21 protein-coding genes are annotated in these 23541 nt (G+C 67.9%); 12 read left to right on the top strand and 9 right to left on the bottom strand.

Going from position 1 to position 23541, the window contains the following annotated elements; all coding sequences use genetic code 11:
- The first annotated feature begins 413 nt into the window (after positions 1–413).
- On the top strand, positions 414–1247 hold the full coding sequence (locus Q392_RS04125; RefSeq protein WP_038201640.1) for a fumarylacetoacetase: 834 nt from the start codon (positions 414–416) through the stop codon (positions 1245–1247).
- 55 nt (positions 1248–1302) lie between these two features.
- On the opposite strand, the gene Q392_RS04120 is transcribed toward Q392_RS04125, so the two are convergent.
- The 3 genes from Q392_RS04120 to Q392_RS04110 all read right to left on the bottom strand — a co-directional run bounded on the left by Q392_RS04120 (position 1303) and on the right by Q392_RS04110 (position 4413).
- Positions 1303–1599 (bottom strand): hypothetical protein, encoded by a 297-nt coding sequence (locus tag Q392_RS04120; RefSeq protein WP_038201637.1) that lies wholly within the window; start codon positions 1597–1599, stop codon positions 1303–1305.
- Positions 1600–2004: 405 nt separating this feature from the next.
- Positions 2005–3171 carry an ABC transporter substrate-binding protein gene (locus Q392_RS04115; RefSeq protein WP_082753288.1) on the bottom strand — a complete coding sequence of 389 codons (1167 nt, stop codon included), beginning with the start codon at positions 3169–3171 and terminating at the stop codon, positions 2005–2007.
- A gap of 330 nt (positions 3172–3501) precedes the next feature.
- A complete protein-coding gene (locus Q392_RS04110; protein WP_038201631.1) occupies positions 3502–4413 on the bottom strand; it encodes a LysR substrate-binding domain-containing protein in 912 nt (303 codons plus the stop codon).
- 95 nt (positions 4414–4508) lie between these two features.
- Here Q392_RS04110 and Q392_RS04105 point away from each other — a divergent pair, with 95 nt between their 5' ends.
- The 8 genes from Q392_RS04105 to Q392_RS04070 all read left to right on the top strand — a co-directional run bounded on the left by Q392_RS04105 (position 4509) and on the right by Q392_RS04070 (position 11315).
- A complete protein-coding gene (locus tag Q392_RS04105) occupies positions 4509–5198 on the top strand; it encodes a substrate-binding domain-containing protein (protein ID WP_210436213.1) in 690 nt (229 codons plus the stop codon).
- 40 nt (positions 5199–5238) lie between these two features.
- The gene (locus tag Q392_RS04100; protein WP_038201627.1) at positions 5239–6273 is read left to right on the top strand and encodes an amidohydrolase family protein; all 1035 of its coding nucleotides are present in this window, start codon (positions 5239–5241) and stop codon (positions 6271–6273) included.
- 1 nt (position 6274) lies between these two features.
- Positions 6275–6958 carry a 4-carboxy-4-hydroxy-2-oxoadipate aldolase/oxaloacetate decarboxylase gene (gene ligK / locus Q392_RS04095; protein WP_038201624.1) on the top strand — a complete coding sequence of 228 codons (684 nt, stop codon included), beginning with the start codon at positions 6275–6277 and terminating at the stop codon, positions 6956–6958.
- Positions 6959–7023: 65 nt separating this feature from the next.
- Positions 7024–7944 (top strand): amidohydrolase family protein, encoded by a 921-nt coding sequence (locus tag Q392_RS04090; RefSeq protein WP_038201621.1) that lies wholly within the window; start codon positions 7024–7026, stop codon positions 7942–7944.
- A 1-nt stretch (position 7945) separates the two neighbouring features.
- Complete coding sequence (ligA, locus tag Q392_RS04085) at positions 7946–8383, top strand: protocatechuate 4,5-dioxygenase subunit alpha (protein ID WP_038201619.1); 438 nt, start codon at positions 7946–7948, stop codon at positions 8381–8383.
- A gap of 1 nt (position 8384) precedes the next feature.
- Positions 8385–9245 carry a class III extradiol dioxygenase subunit beta gene (locus Q392_RS04080; protein WP_038201617.1) on the top strand — a complete coding sequence of 287 codons (861 nt, stop codon included), beginning with the start codon at positions 8385–8387 and terminating at the stop codon, positions 9243–9245.
- A gap of 42 nt (positions 9246–9287) precedes the next feature.
- The gene (locus Q392_RS04075; RefSeq protein ID WP_038201604.1) at positions 9288–10235 is read left to right on the top strand and encodes a Gfo/Idh/MocA family oxidoreductase; all 948 of its coding nucleotides are present in this window, start codon (positions 9288–9290) and stop codon (positions 10233–10235) included.
- Between the two features lie 78 nt (positions 10236–10313).
- On the top strand, positions 10314–11315 hold the full coding sequence (locus Q392_RS04070) for an aldo/keto reductase (protein ID WP_038201601.1): 1002 nt from the start codon (positions 10314–10316) through the stop codon (positions 11313–11315).
- Between the two features lie 150 nt (positions 11316–11465).
- Here Q392_RS04070 and Q392_RS04065 read toward each other — a convergent pair whose 3' ends face one another.
- The 6 genes from Q392_RS04065 to Q392_RS04040 form a co-directional block, all read right to left on the bottom strand.
- The gene (locus Q392_RS04065) at positions 11466–12203 is read right to left on the bottom strand and encodes a maleate cis-trans isomerase family protein (RefSeq protein WP_038201598.1); all 738 of its coding nucleotides are present in this window, start codon (positions 12201–12203) and stop codon (positions 11466–11468) included.
- Between the two features lie 13 nt (positions 12204–12216).
- Positions 12217–13224, bottom strand: a complete 1008-nt coding sequence (locus Q392_RS04060; RefSeq protein WP_051952871.1) for a Bug family tripartite tricarboxylate transporter substrate binding protein — start codon at positions 13222–13224, stop codon at positions 12217–12219.
- Positions 13225–13280: 56 nt separating this feature from the next.
- Positions 13281–14072: an amidohydrolase family protein gene (locus Q392_RS04055; RefSeq protein WP_051952869.1), complete on the bottom strand. Its 792-nt coding sequence runs from the start codon at positions 14070–14072 to the stop codon at positions 13281–13283.
- Between the two features lie 119 nt (positions 14073–14191).
- Complete coding sequence (locus tag Q392_RS04050; protein ID WP_038201593.1) at positions 14192–14716, bottom strand: cupin domain-containing protein; 525 nt, start codon at positions 14714–14716, stop codon at positions 14192–14194.
- A gap of 20 nt (positions 14717–14736) precedes the next feature.
- The gene (locus tag Q392_RS04045; RefSeq protein ID WP_051952867.1) at positions 14737–15714 is read right to left on the bottom strand and encodes a Bug family tripartite tricarboxylate transporter substrate binding protein; all 978 of its coding nucleotides are present in this window, start codon (positions 15712–15714) and stop codon (positions 14737–14739) included.
- A gap of 914 nt (positions 15715–16628) precedes the next feature.
- Positions 16629–17750, bottom strand: a complete 1122-nt coding sequence (locus Q392_RS04040) for a porin (protein WP_038201590.1) — start codon at positions 17748–17750, stop codon at positions 16629–16631.
- 957 nt (positions 17751–18707) lie between these two features.
- Between Q392_RS04040 and Q392_RS04035 the strand changes: the two genes are divergently transcribed.
- Genes Q392_RS04035 through Q392_RS04025 form a run of 3 tightly spaced genes read left to right on the top strand, consistent with a single transcriptional unit; the run spans position 18708 to position 22975 of the window.
- Positions 18708–19649 carry a Bug family tripartite tricarboxylate transporter substrate binding protein gene (locus Q392_RS04035; protein WP_082753598.1) on the top strand — a complete coding sequence of 314 codons (942 nt, stop codon included), beginning with the start codon at positions 18708–18710 and terminating at the stop codon, positions 19647–19649.
- A 36-nt stretch (positions 19650–19685) separates the two neighbouring features.
- The gene (locus tag Q392_RS04030; protein WP_038201586.1) at positions 19686–21476 is read left to right on the top strand and encodes a thiamine pyrophosphate-binding protein; all 1791 of its coding nucleotides are present in this window, start codon (positions 19686–19688) and stop codon (positions 21474–21476) included.
- Positions 21473–22975: an aldehyde dehydrogenase family protein gene (locus tag Q392_RS04025; protein ID WP_038201583.1), complete on the top strand. Its 1503-nt coding sequence runs from the start codon at positions 21473–21475 to the stop codon at positions 22973–22975. The genes Q392_RS04030 and Q392_RS04025 overlap by 4 nt, the downstream gene beginning before the upstream one ends.
- Positions 22976–23541 lie beyond the last annotated feature (566 nt).

Genomic DNA, 23541 nt, shown 5'->3' with positions numbered 1-23541 from the left:
CTCTTCTTCGCGATTTGCGCAGTTCACGCAAGCTGTGCGTGATGCGCGGCGGGTCGCGCGCGTCGTCTAGCGCAACCGCGACCACAACTGCGGAGCTCAATCGATGCGCTCGTCCACGCGGCGCAGAGCATTCGGTTGTAACTGGCGTCGGCACGAGGCAGCCGCCCCTTTGCTGATGAAATGCCCGGGCTACCGCCCCCATCCACCGAACTTAAGCCGTCACCCCCCTGGAAGCCATATGAGGATGCGATGGCGCCGCGCCCGATGAGACGGGTCACCTTGTTCGAGGAAGACCGATCTGCCACCTCTTGCACGGCTGCCGCAGGACGTCGTGCAGCAGCTGCACGAGCAGATGGAGCAGTGGATGCGCAGCGTCGCGCTGCAACTCGGCAGGCAGGACAAGGAGAAGGCGCATGAGCAAGATCAGCGCTGAACACCTGGCGCGCCAGGTGTGCGTGTACGTGCGCCAATCGACGCTGGAGCAGGTGCACAACAACCTGGAGAGCCAGCGCCGCCAATGCGTCTTGTCGAGCGCGCGCGCCAGTTCGGATGACAGCACGTTGAGGTCATCGACGACGACCTGGGGGCTCGGGCGCAGTGCTGAGCATCGAGGCCTCGCGCCTGGCGCGCAACGGGCGCGACGGCATCCGCTACTGGAGTTCTGCTGCGTCGTCTACGCCCTGCTCATCGGCGCCGACGGTATCTACGATCCGGCGCAGGCCAACGACCGCTTGTTGCTGGGCATGAAGGGTGCCATCGCGAGATGGAACTGGCCAACTTCCGACAGCGCGCGTACGAGACCGCCCGGCGCCCCCGAGCCATTGCCCTATCTGAATTCTGAACGGAACCGAACCAGTGGCTCGGTCGTCCTCCAGCTCGAGGTGCGGCTCCAGACCGAGGCGATGGCCCGGTCGGGCCCGTTGCCGGAGCGCCTGTCGCACTCGATCTTCGTGGACCCAGGCCCAGCTCGTGACCCGACCACACGGTCAGCTGCTGCAACCTCGCGCCCAGCGACCTGCTCGGATCGGGTACGCTGCCCGGGCCGCATCCAGAACAGGCCGGCTCGGCTCTTCGAACGTACTGTCGGCGGACGGCGGGCTATCGAGCTACCCTCGGGCGAGCACAGAACCTTCCTGGAGGACGGCGACACCGTCATCCTGCGCGCCCAGTGCGAGCGCAACGGAGCGCGACACATCGGCTTCGGCGAATGCGCCGGCGCCCTCCACGCGCCAACGCGCGCGCCCTAGCCTTGCAGCCCGCTACCTTTGACTGCCGCGCTGGCGCTCGGGCAGGCCCCGCGGTTCAGCGGTGGAGCAGATTGGGGCACTCGCTGAGTGGCGTCGTGTGCCCAGCCGCCAAGCGCTTCGCACATGCTGGTGCGTGGTCGCAGAACGTGCACCGGACCTCCGCCGCCCGGTCCGCCGGCAGATCATCCTGGGGCCTTGCCGCCTGCGCCTGACGCCGGGCGGTGAACTTCCGGAGTTCCAGCGCGCCTGGATGCCGAAGCCTCCACCACTCGGGCTGCAGGTTCAGCCACAGCAGCGTCGCCGCACCGCCAAGCAGCGTCGAAATCACGAGAATCCCCAGAAGCGTGTCCATGATCGTTCCTTTCTGCCGTCGTCGGCGGGTGCAGGCTGGCCGGCCCTGCAGGTTCTGCCGTCCCCGCAGGCGCAGGTGATTATTTTGTTAGTCACCTAACTATTAATCTAGAGCTCCAGCGTGCGGGCGTCAACCGCTGCAAGCGGAGTCCTGGACGAATGTTGATCTCGCGCAAACCCAGGTGGACCCGCGCCGCCCTCCGATGTAGGGGATCCGTCGGTACGGCCGGAAGCAATCCTTCGCTGCGGCCCGCCTCTCCCACCGACGGATGCCGTGCGACGCGGACCCGTCCGCGCCCCGAAGCACGTGCAGGTACGACCGGGCAACATGGCCGGTCGCTCCGCGCGCCGCAGCGCGGCCACCGGTCCGCAGCGGCTCTGGGAGCCGACAGTCCCGGCCGCGTACTCAGCGCAGCATGCGTCCGTTGTGCGTCATCACCAGGATGTCCGCCACGTCGATGCCGCTGGCGATCTTTCCCTCGGCCGGCGCGGAGAAGGAGACGCCGCCGAGGGACACCCCCTGCATCGCGCGCAGGGTGCCCTGGAGCGCGGGGCGCGTCAGCGCGGGTGCGCGCCGCAGGCCTTCCAGCAGCACCTGCGCGTTGATGTAGCCTTCGAACGAGCTGAGGGACAGCCGGTCGTAGCTCCGGGCCTTCATCGCCGCCTGGTATTCGCGCGCAAGGGGAAGCAGCGTCGCATAGGGGTTCGGCACGACGCTGGAGAAGGCCGTGCCGACCGCGTCGGCGCCCAGTTGCTCCCACACCGAGCGCTCATCGACCGTGGACAGGCAGACCATCTGCGCCCACAGCTTCGTCGCCACCTTGGCGCGGATGGCGGCGATCCCGGGCGCGGTCACGCCACCGACCACCACTACGTCGGCGCCGCTGCGCTCAATGCTCCGCGCCTGCTCGGTGTAGTCGGTGACGTCCCGCTCATAGGGCACGGCTGCGACGAGCGGCAATCCCTGCGCCTTCAGCACCGACTCGAACTGCGCGCGGAACGCCGTTCCCGAGTTGTCGGTCGCGTGCAGCACGGCGAAGCGGCTTCTGCCAATGGTGGGAAACAACGCGGCGATCGCGCGGATCTCCGCGTCGAACGTCGCCCGCACATGGGTGACGATCTCGGTACCCGGGCGGCGGAATGCATCGTTTCCGTGCAGCACGCCGACGATCGGCACGCCTGCGCGGGTCGCCGCCGGAATGGCGGCGCCGATGATCGGGCCGCCGAACAGCGAGGTCACCGCGACGACGGATTCCCTTGCCGCTAGCGACCCGATGGCCTCGACAGTCTTCTCGGCCTGGTACCCGTTGTCGATGGCCAGGAGCTTGACGTGCTGGCCCCGGATACCCCCTGCGCGGTTCGCCTGTTCAAGCGCTCCGTCCACACCCTGCCTGATCATTTCGGCCTGGCGGGCCTGGCCTCCCTGCAAGGGGAGCATCATCGCGACGTGGATCTCGCGCGCCGCTGCCCGCGCTCGGAACGGCAATCCGACGGTCGCCGCTGCAAGCGCCCCTCCGATGCACGAAAGGGTGCGGAGCCGCGCTCGGTCGGTGCCGGTAGGTTCAGTGTTCATTGTCTGCCTCTCTCCATCATTGGTGCGCGCGATCGGTGCCGCAGGCCCACGCCGGCCAGTCGCGCTGGCTTTTTACGAGGCGACTCTAAACACTTTGCCGCGCGCTTGATAGATTGAGTCTCAGTCAATGTGAGTCCGGCGCGCGGGTGCATCGTTCGCACGGACAAGGTGCTGCGTGGCCGGGCGGAGCCACGCCCCGGATGTGTCCCGTTCCTCGCCGAAGGCGACTCCACCCCACCGGGCCACATGCGCCGAAAGGCCGGGAGCCTGCGGGACTGTCGCCCATGGACGGCCCGGCCATCGGGCACACCGAGCCGGGCCGACCGGCCTTCATTCCGGTCGGAGGACCTTGGTGACCGTAAGCCGCACCAGGTCCAGCGTGGCCTTCTGGACCTGCGTGGCGGGGCGTTGCAGGCTGGTCGCCAGGGACAGCGCTATGCGCAGCGGCGGCGTCCCGATGACCTGGGCGCTGTAGGCAGAAGGAATTGGCGAATTGCGCAGCGCGTTGCGCGGCAGCACCGCGTACCCAGCCCCGTCGGCCACCATGTCCAGGATGGCGGCGACCCCGTCGATCTCCAGCGCGATGTCGGGCCGGCAGCCGATGAGCGCCATCTCGGCTTCCACGTGCATGCGTACCGCGTTGGGGCGCGAGGGAATGACCAGCGGCAGCCGCGCGACCTCGGTGAGCGCGATCGGGCCGGGTGGCGGATCCTCGGCCAGACCGCGCGGGCGGGCGCGCACGAGCAGCAGATCCTCGTCCATGAGGTGCGACACATCAACATCGCGCACCGGCTGGCCGTTGTAGAGCACGACGATGTCCAGGCGGCCGCTGACCAGCCCTCGCAGGAGTTCGCTCGAAAGCCCTTCGCTGATCGAGAGCCGCGCCTCCGGCATTTCCTTGCGGAACGCGCGCATGAGTGGCACCGCCATCACGCGCGCCACGCTGCTGGGCAGCCCGATGGCGACGGCGCCCGAGACGCCGCCGCGCAGGCGCTCCATGTCCTCCCGCGCCCGCGCCATCTGGTGCAGGATGCCCCGACCATGGTCGATCAGCACCCTGCCCGCCTCCGTGGGCGTGACGCCGCGTCCGTTGCGCACCAGCAGGCTCTGGCGCAGTTCCACCTCCAGCAGCCGGACCTGCCGGCTCAGGGCCGACTGGGCCATGCCGAGGGCCGCCGCGGCATGGGTGAAGCTGCCCATTTCGGCGACCCGCACAAAGTACTCGAGCTGCTTCAGATCCATCGGCAAATGAGATATCTGGTAGACCAATCGGCCACTTCTTGTATAGCTGCAATTGCCGCAGAATACTCCAAAATTCTTAGTCGACAAACAATCCTATGACTGCTCCGCTTCGTGGAATCTCCTCCATGGCCACCCGCCAGGTACTGGCCGAGCTGCTGCCCACCTACGAGCAGCGCAGCGGCCAGCGCGCCGTCATCGAGGCCGTGGGCGGAGTGGACGCCGCCAAGCGCGTGCAGGCCGGCGAGCTCTTCGACGTGGTGGTGCTCGCCTCCGACGCCATCGACAAACTCATCGCCTCCGGTGCCATCGTCGCAGGCAGCAAGACCGACTGGGTGTGCTCCGGCGTTGCCGTGGCCGTGCGCACCGGTGCGCCGCTGCCCGACCTGGGCTCGGAAGACGCGGTGCGCAGCGCCGTGCTGGTCGCGCGTAGCATCAGCGTCTCCACCGGTCCGAGCGGCGTGGCGCTGACCAAACTGTTCGAGCGCTGGGGCATTGCCGACCAAGTGGCCGGCCGCACGGTACAGGCCCCGCCCGGCGTGCCCGTGGGATCGCTGGTGGCGCGAGGCGAGGTGGAGCTCGGCTTCCAGCAACTGAGCGAACTGCTGCACGTGCAAGGCATCACCGTCGTCGGCCCGCTGCCGCCCGCGATCCAGATCACGACCACGTTCTCGTCGGGCGTGGCGACCACCAGCGCACAGCCGGCGGCGGCCCAGGCGCTGCTCGACTTCCTCGCCTCGCCCGCCGCCTCGGACGCCAAGCGGCGGCAGGGCATGGAGCCGGCATGACCCCGACCACCACCTGCAGACACCCACGGAGCACCACGCAATGAGCCTCATCATCGACTGCCACGGCCACTACACCACGGCCCCCAAGGCGCTGGAGAACTGGCGCAACGCGCAGATCGCCGGTATCAAGGACCCGGCGGCCATGCCCCAAGTGGCCGACCTGAAGATCAGCGACGACGAGCTGCGCGAGTCCATCGAGACCAACCAGCTGCGCCTGATGAAGGAGCGCGGCAGCGACATCACCCTGTTCAGCCCGCGCGCGAGCTTCATGGCGCACCACATCGGCGACTTCAACGTGTCGAGCACCTGGGCCGCCATCTGCAACGAACTGTGCTTCCGCGTGAGCGAGCTGTTCCCCGACCACTTCGTGCCCGTGGCGATGCTGCCGCAAAGCCCGGGCGTGGACCCCGCGACCTGCATCCCCGAGCTGGAGAAGTGCGTCAAGGACTACGGCGCCGTGGGCATCAACCTGAACCCCGACCCTTCCGGCGGCCACTGGACCAGCCCGCCGCTGACCGACAAACACTGGTACCCCATCTACGAAAAGATGGTGGAGTACGACCTGCCCGCCATGGTCCACGTGAGCACGAGCTGCAATGCGTGCTTCCACACCACGGGCGCGCACTATCTCAACGCCGACACGACGGCCTTCATGCAGCTGATCCAGGGCGACCTGTTCAAGGACTTCCCCACGCTCAAATTCCTCATCCCGCATGGCGGCGGTGCCGTGCCCTACCACTGGGGGCGCTTTCGCGGCCTGGCGCAGGAGATGAAGAAGCCGCTGCTGGATGACCACCTGATGAACAACGTGTTCTTTGACACCTGCGTGTACCACCAGCCCGGCATCGACCTGCTGAACACCGTGATCCCGGTGAAGAACGTGCTGTTTGCCAGCGAAATGATTGGCGCCGTGCGGGGCATCGACCCCACCACCGGCAACTACTACGACGACACCAAGCGCTACATCGAAGCGTCGAAGATTCTGAGCGCCGAAGACAAGCACCAGGTCTACGAAGGCAACGTGCGCCGCGTGTTCCCGCGCCTTGATGCGCGCCTGAAAGCAAAGGGGCTCTGACATGTACGAACTCGGCGTTGTCTACCGCAACATCACCCGCGCCGGCCGCGCAGCCGCCGACGGCTTGGCGGCCCTGGGCTCGGCCACCGTGCACGAGGCCATGGGCCGCGTGGGTTTGCTCAAGCCCTATATGCGGCCCATCTACAGCGGCCAGCAGGTCAGCGGCACGGCGGTCACCGTGCTGCTGCAGCCGGGAGACAACTGGATGATGCATGTGGCGGCCGAGCAGATCCAGCCCGGCGACATCGTGGTGGCGGCCGTCACCTCCGAGTGCACCGATGGCTACTTTGGCGACCTGCTGGCCACCTCGTTCCAGGCGCGTGGCGCACGCGCGTTGGTCATCGACGCGGGCGTGCGCGACGTGAAGACGCTGCAGGAAATGGGCTTCCCCGTGTGGAGCCGCGCCATCAGCAGCAAGGGCACCATCAAGGCCACGCTGGGCTCGGTGAACATTCCCGTGGTGTGCGCCGGTGCGCTGGTCACGCCCGGCGACGTGATCGTGGCCGATGACGACGGCGTGGTGTGTGTGCCCGCCGCCCGCGCGGCAGAGACCTTGGCCGCTGCGCAAAAGCGCGAGAGCTTCGAGGGTGAAAAGCGCGCCAAGCTGGCCAGCGGCGTGCTGGGCCTCGATATGTACAACATGCGCCCCGCACTGGAGAAGGCGGGCCTGCGTTACATCGATTGATTTCAAGTGTTTTTGGCATATAGCGCTTATGTAGCAAGCGCAAGCAGCTATCAAATTAAAAGCAAATGACCACTGAATTCACCAAGACCCCCGGCTGGCTGGACTGGTACGCAGGCCCGAGCAAGCCGCGCTTCCAGGTGCCGCCTGGCAGCGTGGACGCGCACTGCCACGTCTTCGGCCCCGGCGCCGAATTCCCCTACGCGCCCGAGCGCAAGTACACGCCCTGCGACGCGAGCAAGCAGCAGCTCTATGCCCTGCGCGACCACCTGGGCTTTGCCCGCAACGTGGTCGTGCAGGCCACCTGCCACGGCGCGGACAACCGGGCCATGGTCGATGCGCTAGTGCATTCGGGCGGCAAGGCACGCGGCGTCGCCACCGTCCGCCGCTCCATCACCGACGATGAACTGCAGCAACTGCACGACGCTGGTGTGCGCGGCGTGCGCTTCAATTTCGTGAAGCGGCTGGTGGACTTCACGCCCAAGGACGAGCTGATGGAGATCGCGGGGCGCATCGCCCAGCTCGGCTGGCACGTGGTCATCTACTTCGAGGCCGTGGATTTGCCCGAGCTGTGGGACTTCTTCACCAGCCTGCCCACCACCGTGGTGGTGGACCACATGGGCCGCCCCGACGTGAGCAAGCCGGTGGCCGGCCCCGAGTTCGCGCTGTTCCTCAAATTCATGCGCGAGCACCCCAACGTGTGGAGCAAGGTGAGCTGCCCCGAGCGCCTGTCCGTTACCGGCCCCAAGGCGCTGAACGGCGAACAGAACGCCTATGCCGACGTGGTGCCCTTCGCCCGCAAGGTGGTCGAGGCGTTCCCCGACCGCGTGCTCTGGGGCACTGACTGGCCGCACCCCAACCTCAAGGACCACATGCCCGACGACGGCCTGCTGGTGGACTTCATCCCCCACATCGCGCCCACGGCGGAGCTGCAGAAGAAGCTGTTGGTCGATAACCCCATGCGCCTCTACTGGCCCGAGGAAAACTGACATGGCCCTGGACAAACCCTACAAGGACGTGCCCGGCACGACCATCTTCGACGCGGAGCAGTCGCGGCTGGGCTACCACCTCAACCAGTTCTGCATGTCGCTCATGAAGGCCGACAACCGCCGGCGCTTCCTGGCCGACGAGCGCGCCTACCTCGACGAGTGGGCGATGACCGAGGACCAGAAGCAGGCCGTGCTCGCGCGCGACCTCAACCGCTGCATCGCGCTGGGCGGCAACATCTACTTCCTGGCCAAGATCGGCGCGACCGACGGCAAGAGCTTCCAGCAGATGGCGGGCTCCATGACCGGCATGACCGAAGAGGAATACCGCAACATGATGATCGGCGGCGGCCGCTCCGCCGAAGGCAACCGCTACATCGGCGAGGACGGCGACGCCCAGGCGCACCGCCAACCCCAAGGTGCCGCTGGAAAGAAGGGCTGACATGGCCAAGATCACCGCATCCGTCTACACCTCCCACGTGCCCGCCATCGGCGCGGCGCTCGACCTGGGCAAGACCCGGGAGCCCTACTGGCAGCCGCTGTTCGCGGGCTACGACTTCTCCAAGGAATGGGAGAAGGCCCAGAAGCCCGACGTGGTGTTCCTGGTCTTCAACGACCACGCCACCGCGTTCAGCCTGGACATGATCCCCACCTTCGCCATCGGCACCGCGGCCCAGTACCAGCCCGCCGACGAAGGCTGGGGCCCGCGCCCCGTGCCCACCGTCCACGGCCACCCGGAGCTGGCGGCGCACATCGCGCAGTCCGTCATCCAGGACGACTTCGACCTCACCATCGTCAACAGGATGGACGTGGACCACGGCCTCACCGTGCCGCTGTCGCTGATGTTCGGCCAGCCCGAGGCCTGGCCCTGCAAGGTCATTCCGTTCGCCGTCAACGTGGTGCAGTACCCCGTGCCCTCGGGCAACCGCTGCTTCCAGCTGGGCAAGGCGATCCGCAAGGCCATCGAGTCGTTCGACGAAGACCTCAACGTGCAGATCTGGGGCACGGGCGGCATGAGCCACCAGCTGCAGGGCCCGCGCGCCGGCCTCATCAACAAGGACTGGGACAGCCGGTTCCTGGACCGCCTCATCGCCAAGCCGGCCGAGCTGGCCAAGGTGCCGCACATCGAATACGTGCGCGAGGCCGGCAGCGAAGGCATCGAGCTGGTGATGTGGCTCATCGCGCGCGGCGCCATGGCCGACGTCGCTGGCGGCCCCGCGCCCAAGGTGGTGCACCGCTTCTTCCACGTGCCTGCCAGCAACACCGCGGTGGGCCACCTGATCCTGGAGAATCAGCCGGCCTGAGGCTGGCTGATCCCGATTCGACCCGCATAAAGGACCCCCACCATGACCATCAAAGTAGCCCTGGCCGGTGCCGGCGCCTTCGGCATCAAGCACCTGGACGGCATCAAGAACATCCCGGACGTCAAAGTCGTCTCCCTCATCAGCCGCGACTTGACCAAGACCCGCGAAGTGGCCGACAAGTACGGCATCCAGCACGTCACCACCGACCTGAAGGACAGCCTGGCGATCAAGGAAGTGGACGCCGTCATCCTGTGCACGCCCACGCAGATGCACGCCAGCCAGTCCATCGCCTGCCTCGAAGCCGGCAAGCACGTGCAGGTCGAGATCCCGCTGTGCGACGTGCTGGCCGATGGCGAGAAGGTCGTCGCCCTGCAGAAGCAGACCGGCCTGGTGGCCATGTGCGGCCACACCCGCCGCTTCAACCCCAGCCACCAGTACGTGCACCAAAAAATCGAGGCCGGCGAATTCCACATCCAGCAGATGGACGTGCAGACCTACTTCTTCCGCCGCACCAACATGAACGCGCTGGGCCAGCCGCGCAGTTGGACGGACCACCTGCTGTGGCACCACGCCGCCCACACCGTGGACCTGTTCGCCTACCAGGCCGGCAGCCCCATCGTCAAAGCCAACGCCATCCAGGGCCCCATCCACAAGGATTTGGGCATCGCCATGGACATGAGCATCCAGCTCAAGGCCGCCAACGGCGCCATCTGCACGCTCTCCTTGAGCTTCAACAGCGATGGCCCGCTGGGCACCTTCTTCCGCTACATCGGCGACACGGCCACCTACATCGCGCGCTACGACGACCTGGTGAACGGCAAGGAAGAGAAGATCGATGTGAGCAAGGTGGATGTGAGCATGAACGGCATCGAGCTGCAGGACCGCGAGTTCTTCGCCGCCATCCGCGAAGGCCGCGAGCCCAACGCCAGCGTGGCGCAGGTGCTGCCGTGCTACCAGGTGCTGCACGGTCTGGAACGGCAGTTGAGCTGAGTCCGCGCCGGTCGGCACCGTATCGTTTCCAACGCATACGCGGCAGGCGCCGCGGGCGTTCTTCCTGGGAGAAGCGCAATGCAGACACGCACCCTCGGCCCATTCGAAGTCAGCGCCATCGGTCTGGGCTGCATGAACCTCTCGCACGCCTACGGCGCACCCGTCTCCGCCGACACCGGCGAGCGCGTGCTGCTGGCGGCTCTGGATGCCGGCGTGACGCTGTTCGACACGGCAGCGCTGTACGGCTTCGGTGCCAACGAGGAGCTGGTAGGCCGCGTCCTCCGGCCCCATCGCCAGCGCATCACGCTGTGCAGCAAGGGCGGCATGGCCGGCGTGAAGGGCGAGGACGGCGTGACGCGCCGCGTAATCGACGGCCGCCCCGCCACGCTGCGCACCAATTGCGAGGACAGCCTGCGCCGCCTGGGCACCGACGTGATCGACCTGTACTACCTGCACCGCTGGGACAAGCGGGTTCCCATCGAGGACTCGGTCGGCGAGCTGTCGCGGCTGGTTGCGGCAGGCAAGGTGCGGGCGATCGGCCTGTCGGAGGTCTCCGCCGCCACGTTGCGCCGCGCGCACGCCGTGCACCCCGTCACCGCAGTGCAGACCGAGTACTCCCTATGGACGCGCAACCCGGAGATCGCGGTCCTCGACGCATGCCGCGAGCTGGGCGCGGGCTTCGTGGCCTTCAGTCCCCTGGCGCGCGGCTTCCTCTGCGGCGACCTCACGGACGTGGGCACACTCCATGAAAAGGACATCCGCCGCGCCATGCCGCGCTTCGCGCCCGAGGCCTACGCGGCCAACCTGAAGCTGCTGGACGGCTACCGCAGGATCGCCCGGGACGCCGGCTGCACCCCAGCGCAGTTGGCCCTGGCCTGGCTGCTGCACCAGGGCGGCCACATCGTCCCCATCCCCGGCACTACGAGCGTGGAACACCTGCGGGACGACCTGGGCGCCGCCAACGTGCGGCTGCCCGCCGCGATGATCGCGCGGCTGAACGTTCTGATCAACGAACTCACCGTGGTCGGTCAGCGCTACAGCGCGCAGAGCGCGAACGAGGTCGACACCGAAGCCTTCTAAGCCCGCGGGGGCGCGTGGAACCCGCCAGCCCGCCTTTGCGGTGCCGCGAGCGCCCTGCAGCCAGGGCTTAGTACGGCGCGAGGGCAGGAAGGCCCAGGCGGGGGCTCCGCCCCGCCCTCTTCCAGCGGTCAGGCCGCGCCTCGTCCCCCCTCAGGCAGCGCCGGCGCGGGCTAGCAGGCGCCCGTAGCCTGGAACCCCTGCCGCTACGCCAAGCTTGCGCATGCAGTACCAGGCCACGGCCGTGTTGCTCGTGACGACGGGCCGTCCCAGGGAGCGCTCCAGGGTCTCGATGGTTTCGGCCGTCCGCACGGTGGTGCAGCTGAGGACGTATGCGTCCGCCAGCGCATGGGCATGGCCCGTGGCGAACGCGTGCCACGCCTGCGGCGCGATCGCCATCATCTCGCGACCGGTGCTGCAATCCATGCCGACGTTGCCGAGGATCTCGAATCCATGCTGGGCAAAGTAAGCAGCCTCCCGTTCGTTGACGGCCGCCGTGTACGGGGAGAGCAGCACCACCCGCCGCGCCGGCAGGGCCTGCAGCGCCGCCACCAGGGCCTGCGACGTGGCCACGCAGGGCAGTCCGGTCGCGGACCGGATGCGCGCGAGAATCGACGCCTCGAGCTCGGCGCTGTAGGTCGACACGGCGGTGCAATGGAACACCACGATGCCGACGCCCGCGTCCGCGAGCAGCTCGGCGGCACGCTCGACGTCCCGGGCCATGCCCAGCAGGCTCGCCTCCGAACTGTCCACGAGCTTCAGCCGCGTGACCGCGATGGCGATGTCGGCAGGAAGCATCGCGCGCAGTTGCGGCTCGGCAGCCTGGTTCACGGAGGGCAGCAGCACGCCGATGCGCCCGCCCGATCCGTAGTCGAGTGCTGGGGCGGTCATGCCGGTACGCACCTCAGTTCAGCTTGAGTCCGAGCTCCTTGATCAGGGGCGCGTACTTGGCGGTCTCCCGCCGGATGGTCTCGTCCATCTCCTCGGGCGTGGTGCCCGCCGTCTCCAGGCCGAACACCATGAGCTGGTCCCTCACTTCCTTGCGCTGCACGACCTCCATGACGTCCTTGTGGATCTTGTCGATGATCGCCCGCGGCGTGCCGGCGGGCGCGGACAGTGCATTCCACATCAACAGCTCGTAGCCCTTGAGTCCGGCCTCCGCCAGCGTCGGCACGTCGGGCAAGGCCGCGGAACGGACCGGGCCCGTCGTGGCCAGGGCGCGGATCTTCCCGGACTGGATGTGCGGGACATTGGCCGCGATGCCGTCGAAGGCGACCTCGACGTCCCCCGAGAGCATTCCCTTCACCACCTCCGAGGCGCCGCGGTATGGCACCTGGACCAGCTTGATGCCGCTCTGCCGCGTGAACATCTCGCCCGCGAGCTGCGTGGACGTGGTGCTGGAGCCGTAGTTGATGCTGCCGGGCTGGGCCCGGGCGGCGGCCACTAGGTCGGCCACCGTCCTGAAGGGCGTCCGGTCGGTTGCGGTGAGCACCAGGGACTGGCGGGCGACGATCGAGATGGACGCGAAATCCTTGATCGGATCGTAGGGCAGCCGCGAATACAGCGCCGGGTTCAGCGTGTACGTCGAATCCAAGGGCATGAACAAGGTGTAGCCGTCAGGTGCGGCGCGGGCGGCCTCCTGCGCCGCGATCAGCGTGTTGGCCCCGCCCTTGTTGTCCACGACGACGGGCTGGCGCCACTTCTCGGACAGGCGTTGCGCGATCGCGCGGCCCAGCACGTCGGCGGGACCGCCGGCCGGGAAGGGCACGATCAGGCGCACCGGCCTGGCGGGGAAGCTGGTCGCGGCCTGCGCCTGCGCCTGCGCCGCGGCGGGCAGGACCGGCAGCATAAGCATCGGGACGAACAGCGCGGCGCGCGGCGCCACGCGGCGCAGCAGATGGAACATGGGCATGGGGGTCTCCTATTTCTCGTGATCGCGGGGGGGTCGGCGGCGCCGGAGCGGGCCGCTCAGAACCCGTACAACTGCTCGGGGTTGCGCACCAGGATCCGGTGGCGCAGCGCTTCGTCGGGCACCCAAGTCAGCATCTGGTCCAGCAGGTCCGTGGTGTTGGGCATCTCGCCCTTGAACGAGACGTGCGGCCAGTCGCTGGCCCATACCAGGCGGTCCGGCCGGGCGGCCAGCAGCGCCTGGATGTAGGGCACCATGTCCTCGTACGGCGGAGGGAGTGCCGACATCCGGTAGCCGCAGGACAGCTTGACCCAGCATCGCCCCTTGTTTACCAGCCTCAGCAGCGCCTGGAAGCCAGGCTGCCCCAAGCCGTCACCGGGCCTGAGAGAGCCCATGTGGTCAATCACGACATCGGTGGGCAGTTCGCGCAGGGTGGGCTCCATCTCGGCCAGCGGAGCCCGGCCCTGGTCATCCATGACGTGGAGCTGCACATGCCAGCCCAGGCGGGCGATGCGCGCCGCGAGCGTCGGCATCTCGGCCAGCGGGACGGCGCCGGCATGGCCGATGTTGTAGCGCACTCCCCGCACGCCGACTTCGTGCAGGCGGTCCAGTTCGGCCTCCTGCACGTCGGCCCGCAGCGCGACGACGACGCGCGCCGGCCGGCCCAGCTCGGCCACCGCCGCTAGGTGCCGGCGGTTGTCGGTGCCGTAGCCGCTGGGCTGCACGAGCACTAGGCGCTCAACGCCCAGGGTGTCGTGCAACGCGCGCAGCTGCGCCGGCAAGGCATCGGGCACATCGAAGGCGCGCGTCGCGGCCACCGGATAGCGGTCAGCGGGGCCGTAGACATGCACATGGCAATCCGCGGTCCCCGGCGGGCAGACCAGCCGGGGCTTGCGGGGAGCTGGATCGGGAGGCTGGCACAGCGGAATCTCCGCGCCGGCCCGGATGCTCATTGCAGGCGACGGGCTGCTCATTCGTAGATCCGATCCTCGTACAGCACCACCGGCACTTCCTTGTTCTTCTCGGAATAGCCATCGAAGGGCTTGCCCTCCAGGTCGATGCGCGCGAGCACGTCGCTGTCGGGGTCGATGTGCGCGCCGATGCGCAGCATGACGAGTTCCTCCCCGTCCTCCTTCGCATGGAACCAGTAGAAGGTGCCGGCCGGCAGCAGCACGCAGTCGTTCCTGCCGACCTCGCGCGTCTCGCCATTCGGTCCGTGGAACACCGCGCCGCCCTGCAGGATGACGAACACGTGGTCCTCGTTGGAATGCGCGTGGATCTCGTTCTCGCCGCCGCTCGCGTAGGTCTTGAGCACCACGTTCATGTAGCGCGACGCGCCAAGGACCTGGTTGGTGCGGCCCTGCTTCGGCAACTGGGCCCGGATGTGGAAGAAGCTGGGCTGGCCCGGCTTTTCCAGGCGCGCCATCTCGGCGCGCCACTCCGCGGCGCTGTTGACGATCGGCGCGAAGCTGTTGGTAAGTCTGTTCGTGGTCATGGTGATCTCCTTCGTGAATGTCAATCGATCCTGATGCCGGCTTCCGCGATGACGGGACGCCACCTGGCGGCCTCCGAGGTGATGAAGCCGCGCAGCGCCTGCGGCGAGCTGGCGTCGGCCAGCAGCCCGGCGCCCAGGAGCTTCTCCTGCACGTCCTTGGATGCGAGGGCCTGCGTCAGCGCGCGGTTGAGCTCGTCCACCACCGCCGCGGGCGTTCCCTTGGGCGCCAGCAGCGCCATCCACACGTCGATGTCGGGCAGTTTGATCCCCACATCGGCCATCGACGGCACGTTGGGCAGCGTAGGGATGGGCTTGGCGCTCAGGCGCGCGAGCGGCCGCAGCGTGCCCTTCTCGAAATGGGGCATGGCGGTCGTGATGCCGTCGATGGTGAACGTGACGTCCTTGGTCAGTAGGCTCTGGGTCGTGCCCGCGCTGCCCTTGTAGGGAACCGAGACCACCTCCTTGCCCAGCGTGCGCTTGAGCAGTTCGCCGGAGAGCTGGGACGTGAAGGTGCCGAAGCCATAGCTCAGCGCGGCAGGGCCGGCCTTGGCCTGCGCGACCAGCGCCTGCATGGACTGCGGACCGGCCTGGTGCGTCATAACCACCAGGGGCGTGGTGGCCACCTTGCCGATCGGCTCGAAGTCCTTGACGGGATCGTAGGGCAGCTTGGCGTAGAGGTACTGGTTCATCACCAGCGTGTTGTCGATGGCCATCAGCAGCGTGTAGCCGTCCGGCGCCGCCTTCGCCACCGCATCGGCGCCGATGATGGTGTTGGCCCCAGGCTTGTTGTCCACCACGATCGGCTGGCGCATCAGCTCGCCCATGCGCTGCCCGACGACGCGGGCCAGCAGGTCGGTGGGACCGCCGGCCGGGAACGGCACGACCATCCGGATCGGCCGGCTGGGATAGTCACGGGAAGCTGGTGCTTGTGCGTGCACCGGAAGGGCGGCGCAAATGAGCGACACGGCGAGGGCCGCGGCGACCTGGAAGGTCTTCATGGGGTGTCTCCTGGGCGGTTGTCGATATCCGCGATTCGTTGTCGCGGACGCTTGTTGACCGCCGTCAATTCTGGTGGGCCCGTGCGTCCCCGGCAACGCAGGCTGGCCTATTCGCTGTATCGAAGAAATGAATTCACCAGGATCCACGCCCTTCATAGATCTGAACCGTCGCCAGTGGTGGCCAACTCCGAAGAGGCGCGGCGCCCTCCAGGGGCATGGCCCATGGGTTACGCCACGCGCCGCGCGGCCGACGGCAGGCAGCGTGGTCACCATTGGGTACAGGCGCGGCCGCACGAAGCGCAGTTCGCGCTCCACATCACAGCAGGCCGGCTTAATCCGCCGGAGTTCCTGGTCCTGCCCTTGTCCGCCGCGCTTGCCTGGCAGCTGGCGAGCGCATCCGCATCGCTGAGCACCTGGCCGACGCGCAATGAGAGGTCCAACTCGAGAAGGCGCCGGCGTCGCTCAAAGCCTGGGTGGCGCGGGCGGTGCGGTGCGCGCCTGCGCATGCGACGGTGCCGGGGACCAGCGTTCCGGGAGAGCCCATGTTCGCTGACTGCACCGGCGAAGCGACGGGCCCTCAGCCGCGGCGCGGGCGCAGCACGCCAACGCGCGAGCCGATCAGAGCGGCGCGGCCGCTCCGAGGCGCAGCTTCAAGCGGCCTTCGGGCCGCTCGGCGCACCACGCTGAGCGAAGTGCCTTCTGCCGCCCGCGCCGGGCGGTGGGCCCGGACTTGCGCAGTGGGCAATGCCCTTGCCCACCTTCTCGGAGCGTTCCGCGGGCAGGTACCCGTGCGCAAAAAAAGGCGCCGGGTTGCCCCGGCACCAAACCTTGGAGATAACAATGCAAAAGGGTCCCGGCGTCCTGCCACCGCAGCCCGTCGCGGAGCTGCGGCGACGCGGCGCCGGTCGCCATCATCAGAAGTTGTGCCGGACCCCCATGTAGATGTTCCGGGAACTGCCGCTGGCCGAGCCGACCAGCGTGGCCGGCGCCTGCGCAGTGCCGGTGCCCAGCACGTACTGCGAGCCGTTCTTGTTGCTGATCTGTCCCACGCCGAAGTACAGGCGCGTCCTCTTCGACAGGTCGTAGTCGCCGCCGAGTGCAATCCAGTTCGCGTCCCGGTTGCCCGTCAACGCCGTGTAGTCCGACCTGTCGTTGACGCGGGTGAACTGGGCAATGGCCGTGAATTGCCCGAAAGGCACGCGCACGCCGACGTTGGTCAGCCTGAACTCGCTCGTCGAGGCACCCGGGAGCCGCGCGATGGCTCCGGTGCAGGTCACGCAGGAATTCTTCTCCACCGTCATGCCCATGAAAAACTTGGCGAAGCGGGCGTCGTACGAGCCACCGAGCACCATCGCCGAGACCTTGCCCGCGGCGTCGTCCGGTCCCTCCTGCCGCTGGAAGCCAGCGTTGAGGTCGAAGCCGCCGGCTTGGTATCGCGCGGATGCGCCGTACCCGCGTCCGATCGTCGCCGAATTCTCACCGAACGAGTACTGGCCACGGAACTCGATGCCGCCCCAGCGCGGCGACACGTAGTTGACCGCGTTGTCCTGCCGCGCCGACACGCCCATCGGCAGCACCTGGCGCTGCGTGGTCGGGCTGATGTTCCGGGTGAGCGCGAGCAGCCCGCCCGCGCCTTCCCAGACGAAGGCATCCACACTGCTCTGGACCATGTAGTAGGGAGTGGGAATGCGGCCCATCTGCAACGTGCCGAACCGCGCGTCGCTCAGCCCGACCGACGCCTCGCGTCCGAACGCGCGACCGCCTTGGCCGAGCGTGCCGTCGTCGAGGTTGATGCCCATCTCGAGGCGGAAGACAGCAGCAAGCCCTCCCCCAAGGTCCTCCACACCGCGAAAGCCCAGGTTGCTCCCGGCGCTTCCCCCCGAGATCACCCGATTGACGCTACCGCCTCCCGAACGCGGCGAGTCCACGCCTGCATCCGCTCGCCCATAGATGGTCACGCTGCTCTGCGCGTTGGCTGCGCCGCAGACGGACAGCAGCACGGCGCATGCGACCGCATGCTTGGCCATTCCGTTCATAGTTGTCTCCTTCGTTGAACTTGGGGCTTTGCCCCACTTCCTCTTCTTCACATTGCGCCTGGCGTCTCATGGGAAAGTTCCACGCGCAGCCCACCAAAGACCACATCGCTCGATGACTCGCGGATTCATCGTGGCTCCTCCGGCTCGGGGAAGTATAGATAGTCGACTAACTTTTTAGATAGTCACCTAAGTAAATATCTCAGGTAAAAATCGAACGCTTGTGGCAGGCGTGCGACGCTTTTTCAGCCGACTTGCCAGCGGCCGCGGAACGCTGACAGAGACCATCCAGGATGGCATCGGAACCAACCCGGATTGATTGGCTGATCAATGCCTCGCGGCGAAGCGCGCAGCATCCCATCGGGTACAGATCCCATTGCCGCGGCAAGGAGCGATGCACGATCGGACACGGGACATGGCCCATGTCCGGCCGATGGAACGACCCGGTCAGCGATCCGGTCGCGCTCCCACCTCTGCCCGCCATTCACGGGCACGCAGGCGCGTCCGCCGGCGGTGCGCTTCCAATTTCCACGCGCCGCTAGTCGGGCCATCGCCGGCCCCGTGCCGATGCGCGAGACCGTGGGCACTGCTCAGCGCCGCACGGACACGCGGCCCAGTGGTCAGGGCAGCACGGCGTCTTCGCCAATGCGCGCGACGTGCGATGGAAGCCGGGCCCATTGGCCACGCGGGCCGACAGCGAACCCATTGACGCGAACAGCATGGGCAGCGGGCGGCGCCGGTTGAACCATCGATCAACATCGGGATGGACCCTAGCTCGCCATGCCGGCTGCCGTGCCAGATTGCTTCCGTCATAGGTTGACCGCGCATTCAAGCTTGATGCACATCAACCTTGTTCCTAGCATTCGGTTCTTCTTAGGGCACGTGTAGTTGCCTGCAACCGGAGACACCATGAAGAATCCATCCAGCCCCACGCGGCGCTCGCTGCTCGCGGCCGCCACCATGCTCGCCGCAGGCTTCGGCCACATGGCGATCGCGCAAGAGAACTACCCCACCAAGCCGGTCACCCTCATCGTGCCCTTCACTCCCGGCGGTAGCAACGACGTCATCGCCCGCGTGATTGGCCAGCGGCTCAGCCAGATCTGGAACCAGCCGGTCATCGTGGACAACAAGGCAGGCGCCGCCGGAAGCATCGGGACCGACCACGTGGCCAAGGCCCCTGCGGATGGCTACAAGCTGCTGATCACCAACAACAACACCATGTCCATCAATCCGGTGCTGTTGCCCAACACGCCGTACGTCGTCGCGCGCGACTTCGCCCAGGTCACGCAGCTCGGCGCGGTGCCTGTCGTGCTGGTCGTGAACTCGAACGTGAAGGCGACGACCGTGAAGGAACTGGTGGATCTCGCGAAGGCCGCTCCGGGCAAGCTGACCTATGCCTCGTCGGGCTCCGGCAGCCCGCAGCATCTGTCCGCAGAGCTCTTCAAGGCAATGACGGGCACCGACATCACCCACATCCCCTACAAGGGCGCTGCGCCTGCCATCACGGACATGCTGGCCGGCCAGGTCGACCTGCAGTTCGGCGCCATCAACTCGCTGCTGCCACACATCCGCACCGGGAAGCTGCGCGCGCTCGCCGTGGGCGGCACCCGGCGCGCCTCCCTGCTGGCCGATGTCCCGACGATGGCCGAGGCGGGCCTGCCCCAGTACGACAGCGAGATCTGGCTCGGCTTGGCGGCTCCCGCAGGGACGCCTGCGGCGGTGATCAAGCGGATCAACGAAGATGTCACCAAGGTCCTGGTGGAGCCTGCGGTGAAGGAAAAGCTCGCCGAGCAAGGCATCGATGCGCGGCCGAGCACGCCGCGGGAGATGACCAAGCTGGTCGAGAAGGACACCGCGCGATGGGCAAGTGTCATCAAGAGCGCGGGCATCAAGGCCGATTGAGCGGAGTAACCATTGAATTCGAAGCAAGCCATTCCTTTGCGCCGCGACATCCCCGCACCGGGCGCCGGCGCCAGCGCCGGCAGTCTGTGGGCCAGCGACGCGATCGCGGAGATGATCCGCGCGCTCGACATCCCCTATGTCCTCCTGAACCCCGGCTCGAGCTTCCGCGGTCTGCACGACAGCCTCGTCAACCACCTCGGCAACATCGATCCGCAGATGCTGGTCGTGCTCCATGAGGAGCATGCCGTCGCGATCGCCCACGGCTATGCGAAGGTCACAGGGAAGCCGCTGGCTGCCATTGTTCACAGCAACGTGGGCCTGATGCATGCGTCCATGGCGATCTTCAACGCCTGGGTGGACCGCGTGCCCGTGCTGGTCCTGGGCGCGACGGGCCCGGTCGATGCGGCCAAGCGGCGCCCCTGGATCGACTGGATGCACACCGCGCAGGACCAGGGCGCACTGGTGCGCGACTTCAGCAAGTGGGACGCGCAGCCGGCTTCCGTCGCCGCGTCGTACGAGGCGCTGCTGCGGGCCAAGCAGATCGCGCTGAGCGCTCCCGCCGGCCCCACCTACGTGTGCTTCGATGTCTCGCTGCAGGAAACGCGCATCGATGCGATCCCGGCGCTGCCGGACGTCAGCCGCTACCAGGTTCCCTCGCCCGCCGTGCCGGGCAGGGACGAGCTGGCCAGAGCCGCAGCGCTGCTTTCGGGCGCGTCCCGTCCGGTAATTCTGATGGGGCGGGTCTCCAGGTCCAGCGAAGGCTGGCGCCAGCGCATCGAGTTGGCCGAGAAGCTCAATGCGCAGGTTCTCACCGACTTGCGGGCCGGCGCGTCTTTCCCCACCGACCATCCGCTGCACGCGGCCGTGCCGGGCGTCTTCCTGACCCCGGACGCGGCCGCCACGCTGCGCGCCGCCGATGTCGTGCTGAGCCTGGACTGGTACGACCTGAACGGCACGCTGCAGCAGGCATGGCGCAACGAGAGCGTCGGCGCCAAGGTGATCCAGGTCTCGCTCGACCACTACAGCCATCGCGGCTGGAGCATGGACCACCAGGGCCTGCCCCCGGTGGACGTGTTCATGCCGGTCGAGCCGGACGTCGCCGTGCCCCTGCTCTGCGCTGCCTGCACCGAGCGCACCTCGGCCCTCCGGGCTCCGAAGCGCCCAATGGCCATGCCACCGGTTCCGGAAGACGGGACAATCAGCATCGCGATGGTCGCCGACGCCCTGCGCCGGGCCGCGGGCACGCAGCCCGTCACCCTGATCCGCGTACCGCTGGGTTGGAGCGGCGAGATGGGCCACTTCCGCGACCCGCTGGACTACCTGGGCATGGACGGGGGCGCCGGCATCGGCTCCGGGCCGGGCATGGCCGTCGGCGCCGCGCTGGCGCTGCGCGGCACCGACCGCCTGCCCGTGCTGATGACCGGCGACGGCGACTACCTGATGGGCCTGACGGCACTGTGGACCGCCGCCAATGCCGGCGTTCCCCTGCTCACCATCGTCTGCAACAACCGGTCGTTCTTCAACGACGAGCTGCACCAGGAGCGCGTGGCCCGCGATCGCGACCGCCCGGTGCAGAACCGGTGGATCGGGCAGCGCATCGGAGACCCGGACCCCGATCTGGCCGCGCTCGCGCGCGGCCTCGGCCTGCAGGGCCTCGGGCCGACGGACAGCCCGTCGGAGCTCGACGAGGTCCTGGCCCGCGCCGTCGCCGCGGTGCGGGAAGGAGCGACCGTCGTCGTCGATGTGCACGTCACGCCGGGCTACAGCGCCGCGATGGCCTCCGGCATGACCCGCTCCCATGAAGACCAGGAAGGAGCCCAGCCATGACAGCGGCCCCCATCGTCCTGCCGGACAGCGGCGACCTGAGCCCCTACGTCCAGCGCGTCCTGCCCCGGTCGAGCGGGCTCTTTTGGGACGGCCGCTGGCAGGAGGGAGCGGGCCAGGCGATCGCGACCTTCAACCCGTCCACGGGCGAGCGTCTGGCCGACGTGACCTCGGCGGGTTCGGCGGAGGTTGACGCCTCGGTCGCCTCGGCGAAGGCCGCCTTCCCGGCCTGGGCCGAGAGCCCTCCCCTGCAGCGCGCGGCGCTGCTGCGTGAAGCGGCACGCCGCGTGCGCCTGCATTCACGCGAGCTGGCGCTGCTGGACGCCGCCAACTGCGGCAATCCCGTGCGCGCCATGCAGATGGACGCGGAGATCGCGGCCACCCAGCTGGACTACTTCGCGGGACTGGTGCTCGAGATCAAGGGCGAGACCATCCCCACCGCCAACGGCGCGCTGAACTACACGCTCAGGGAACCGCTCGGCCCGGTCGCGCGGATCTTCCCCTTCAACCACCCGTTCATGTTCGCGGCCGGCAAGATCGCCGCGCCGCTCGCGGCGGGCAACACGGTCATTCTCAAGCCGCCGGAGCAGGCGCCGCTGTCGACCATCCGGCTGATGGAGATCCTGGACGGCCTGTTCCCCCCGGGCGTGCTGAACTGCATCGCCGGCGGCCGGGACACGGGTGCCGCGCTGTCCGTGCACCCGGATGTGCAGGCCGTCGCGCTGATCGGAAGCGTCGGGGCGGGCAAGGCCGTGCTGCGGTCCGCCGCGGAGACGATGAAGCGCACCCTGCTGGAGCTGGGCGGCAAGAACGCGATGGTCATCTACCCCGACGCGGACCTGCGCAGCGCGGTGGAGGGGGCCGTGCGCGGCATGAACTTCACGTGGTGCGGGCAGTCGTGCGGCTCCACGAGCCGCCTGTACGTGCACCGATCCCTGCACGACGAGTTCATGCAGCGCGTGACGCAGGAGCTCGCGCGCAAACACCGGCCCGGCATCGCGACCCATCTGGACACGACCATGGGCGCAATGGCGAGCCGCGCCCAGTACGACCGCACGCTGCACTACATCCAGGCCGGCATCGACGAGGGGGCCACGCTGCTGACCGGTGGCCGCACGGCGCGCGACGCGCAACTAAAGGACGGGCTGTTCATCGAGCCCACCATCTTCACGGGCGTGCGGCCCGACATGCGGATCGCACGCGAAGAGATCTTCGGCCCGGTGCTCTCGGTGTTTTCCTGGGACGACGAGGACCGGATGCTGGCCGAGGTCAATGGCACGGAGCTCGGGCTGACGGCCTCGGTGTGGACCACGAGCCTGAACACCGGCCTGCGTGCCGCGAAGCGGATCCAGTCGGGCTACGTGTGGGTCAACGAGTGTTCGGTGCACATCCCCGGCGCGCCGTTCGGCGGCTACAAGCAGTCCGGCGTCGGCAGGGAGGAATGCAAGGAGGAGCTGCTGGAGTTCACGCAGCTGAAGAACGTCAACGTGAAGCTCGGCTAGGGATCATGGTCGCTCGATAGGTGGTCAAGAGGATCGTCTCCGGCATCGTGGATCGCGCGCTTGCGTGCTCCGAGCAACACGCGATGAGTGTCCCCAACCGCAATCCGTAGGGACACGGGCCTTCCTTCGCCTACCGAGCGATCATCATGTCCAGGGCCCGGCCGGCCGGAACCCTCAAGGAGCTCGCGCCTGCGGGGCGCTGGCTCCGACACGTCCTTCCACCGCGGTGCCTGGCCCCCGTAGCCCCTGTCCAACATGCGGGCTCACTGCCACCCGAGCGCACTTGCGCAACGCCTCGGGCGATCACTCCTGCGAGGAGCCAGCCAGGTCGTTCCTCGACCCCATCGACGCGAACCAGGGTGCGACCAAGGCCTTTGCCTTCATCGAGCCCGCGCAGGTGTTCCGCCATGCGCGGAAACGGGACAAGGCCCAAGACAAGCGCCTCCTGTGCCGCACGCCCTCGGCGTGCCGTACGCCATCGACATCTGCGGCATGCCGACGCAACACAGCGCCTCGAGGTCTGGAGCCAGGGCGTCGCCAAGCCAACGCTCAGCGAGGAGGTGGGG

The organism is Xenophilus azovorans DSM 13620 (assembly GCF_000745855.1).
GTDB lineage: Bacteria > Pseudomonadota > Gammaproteobacteria > Burkholderiales > Burkholderiaceae_C > Xenophilus > Xenophilus azovorans.
The sequence above is the reverse complement of the archived record's forward strand: the minus strand, read 5'-3'. Positions and strand labels throughout refer to the sequence as shown.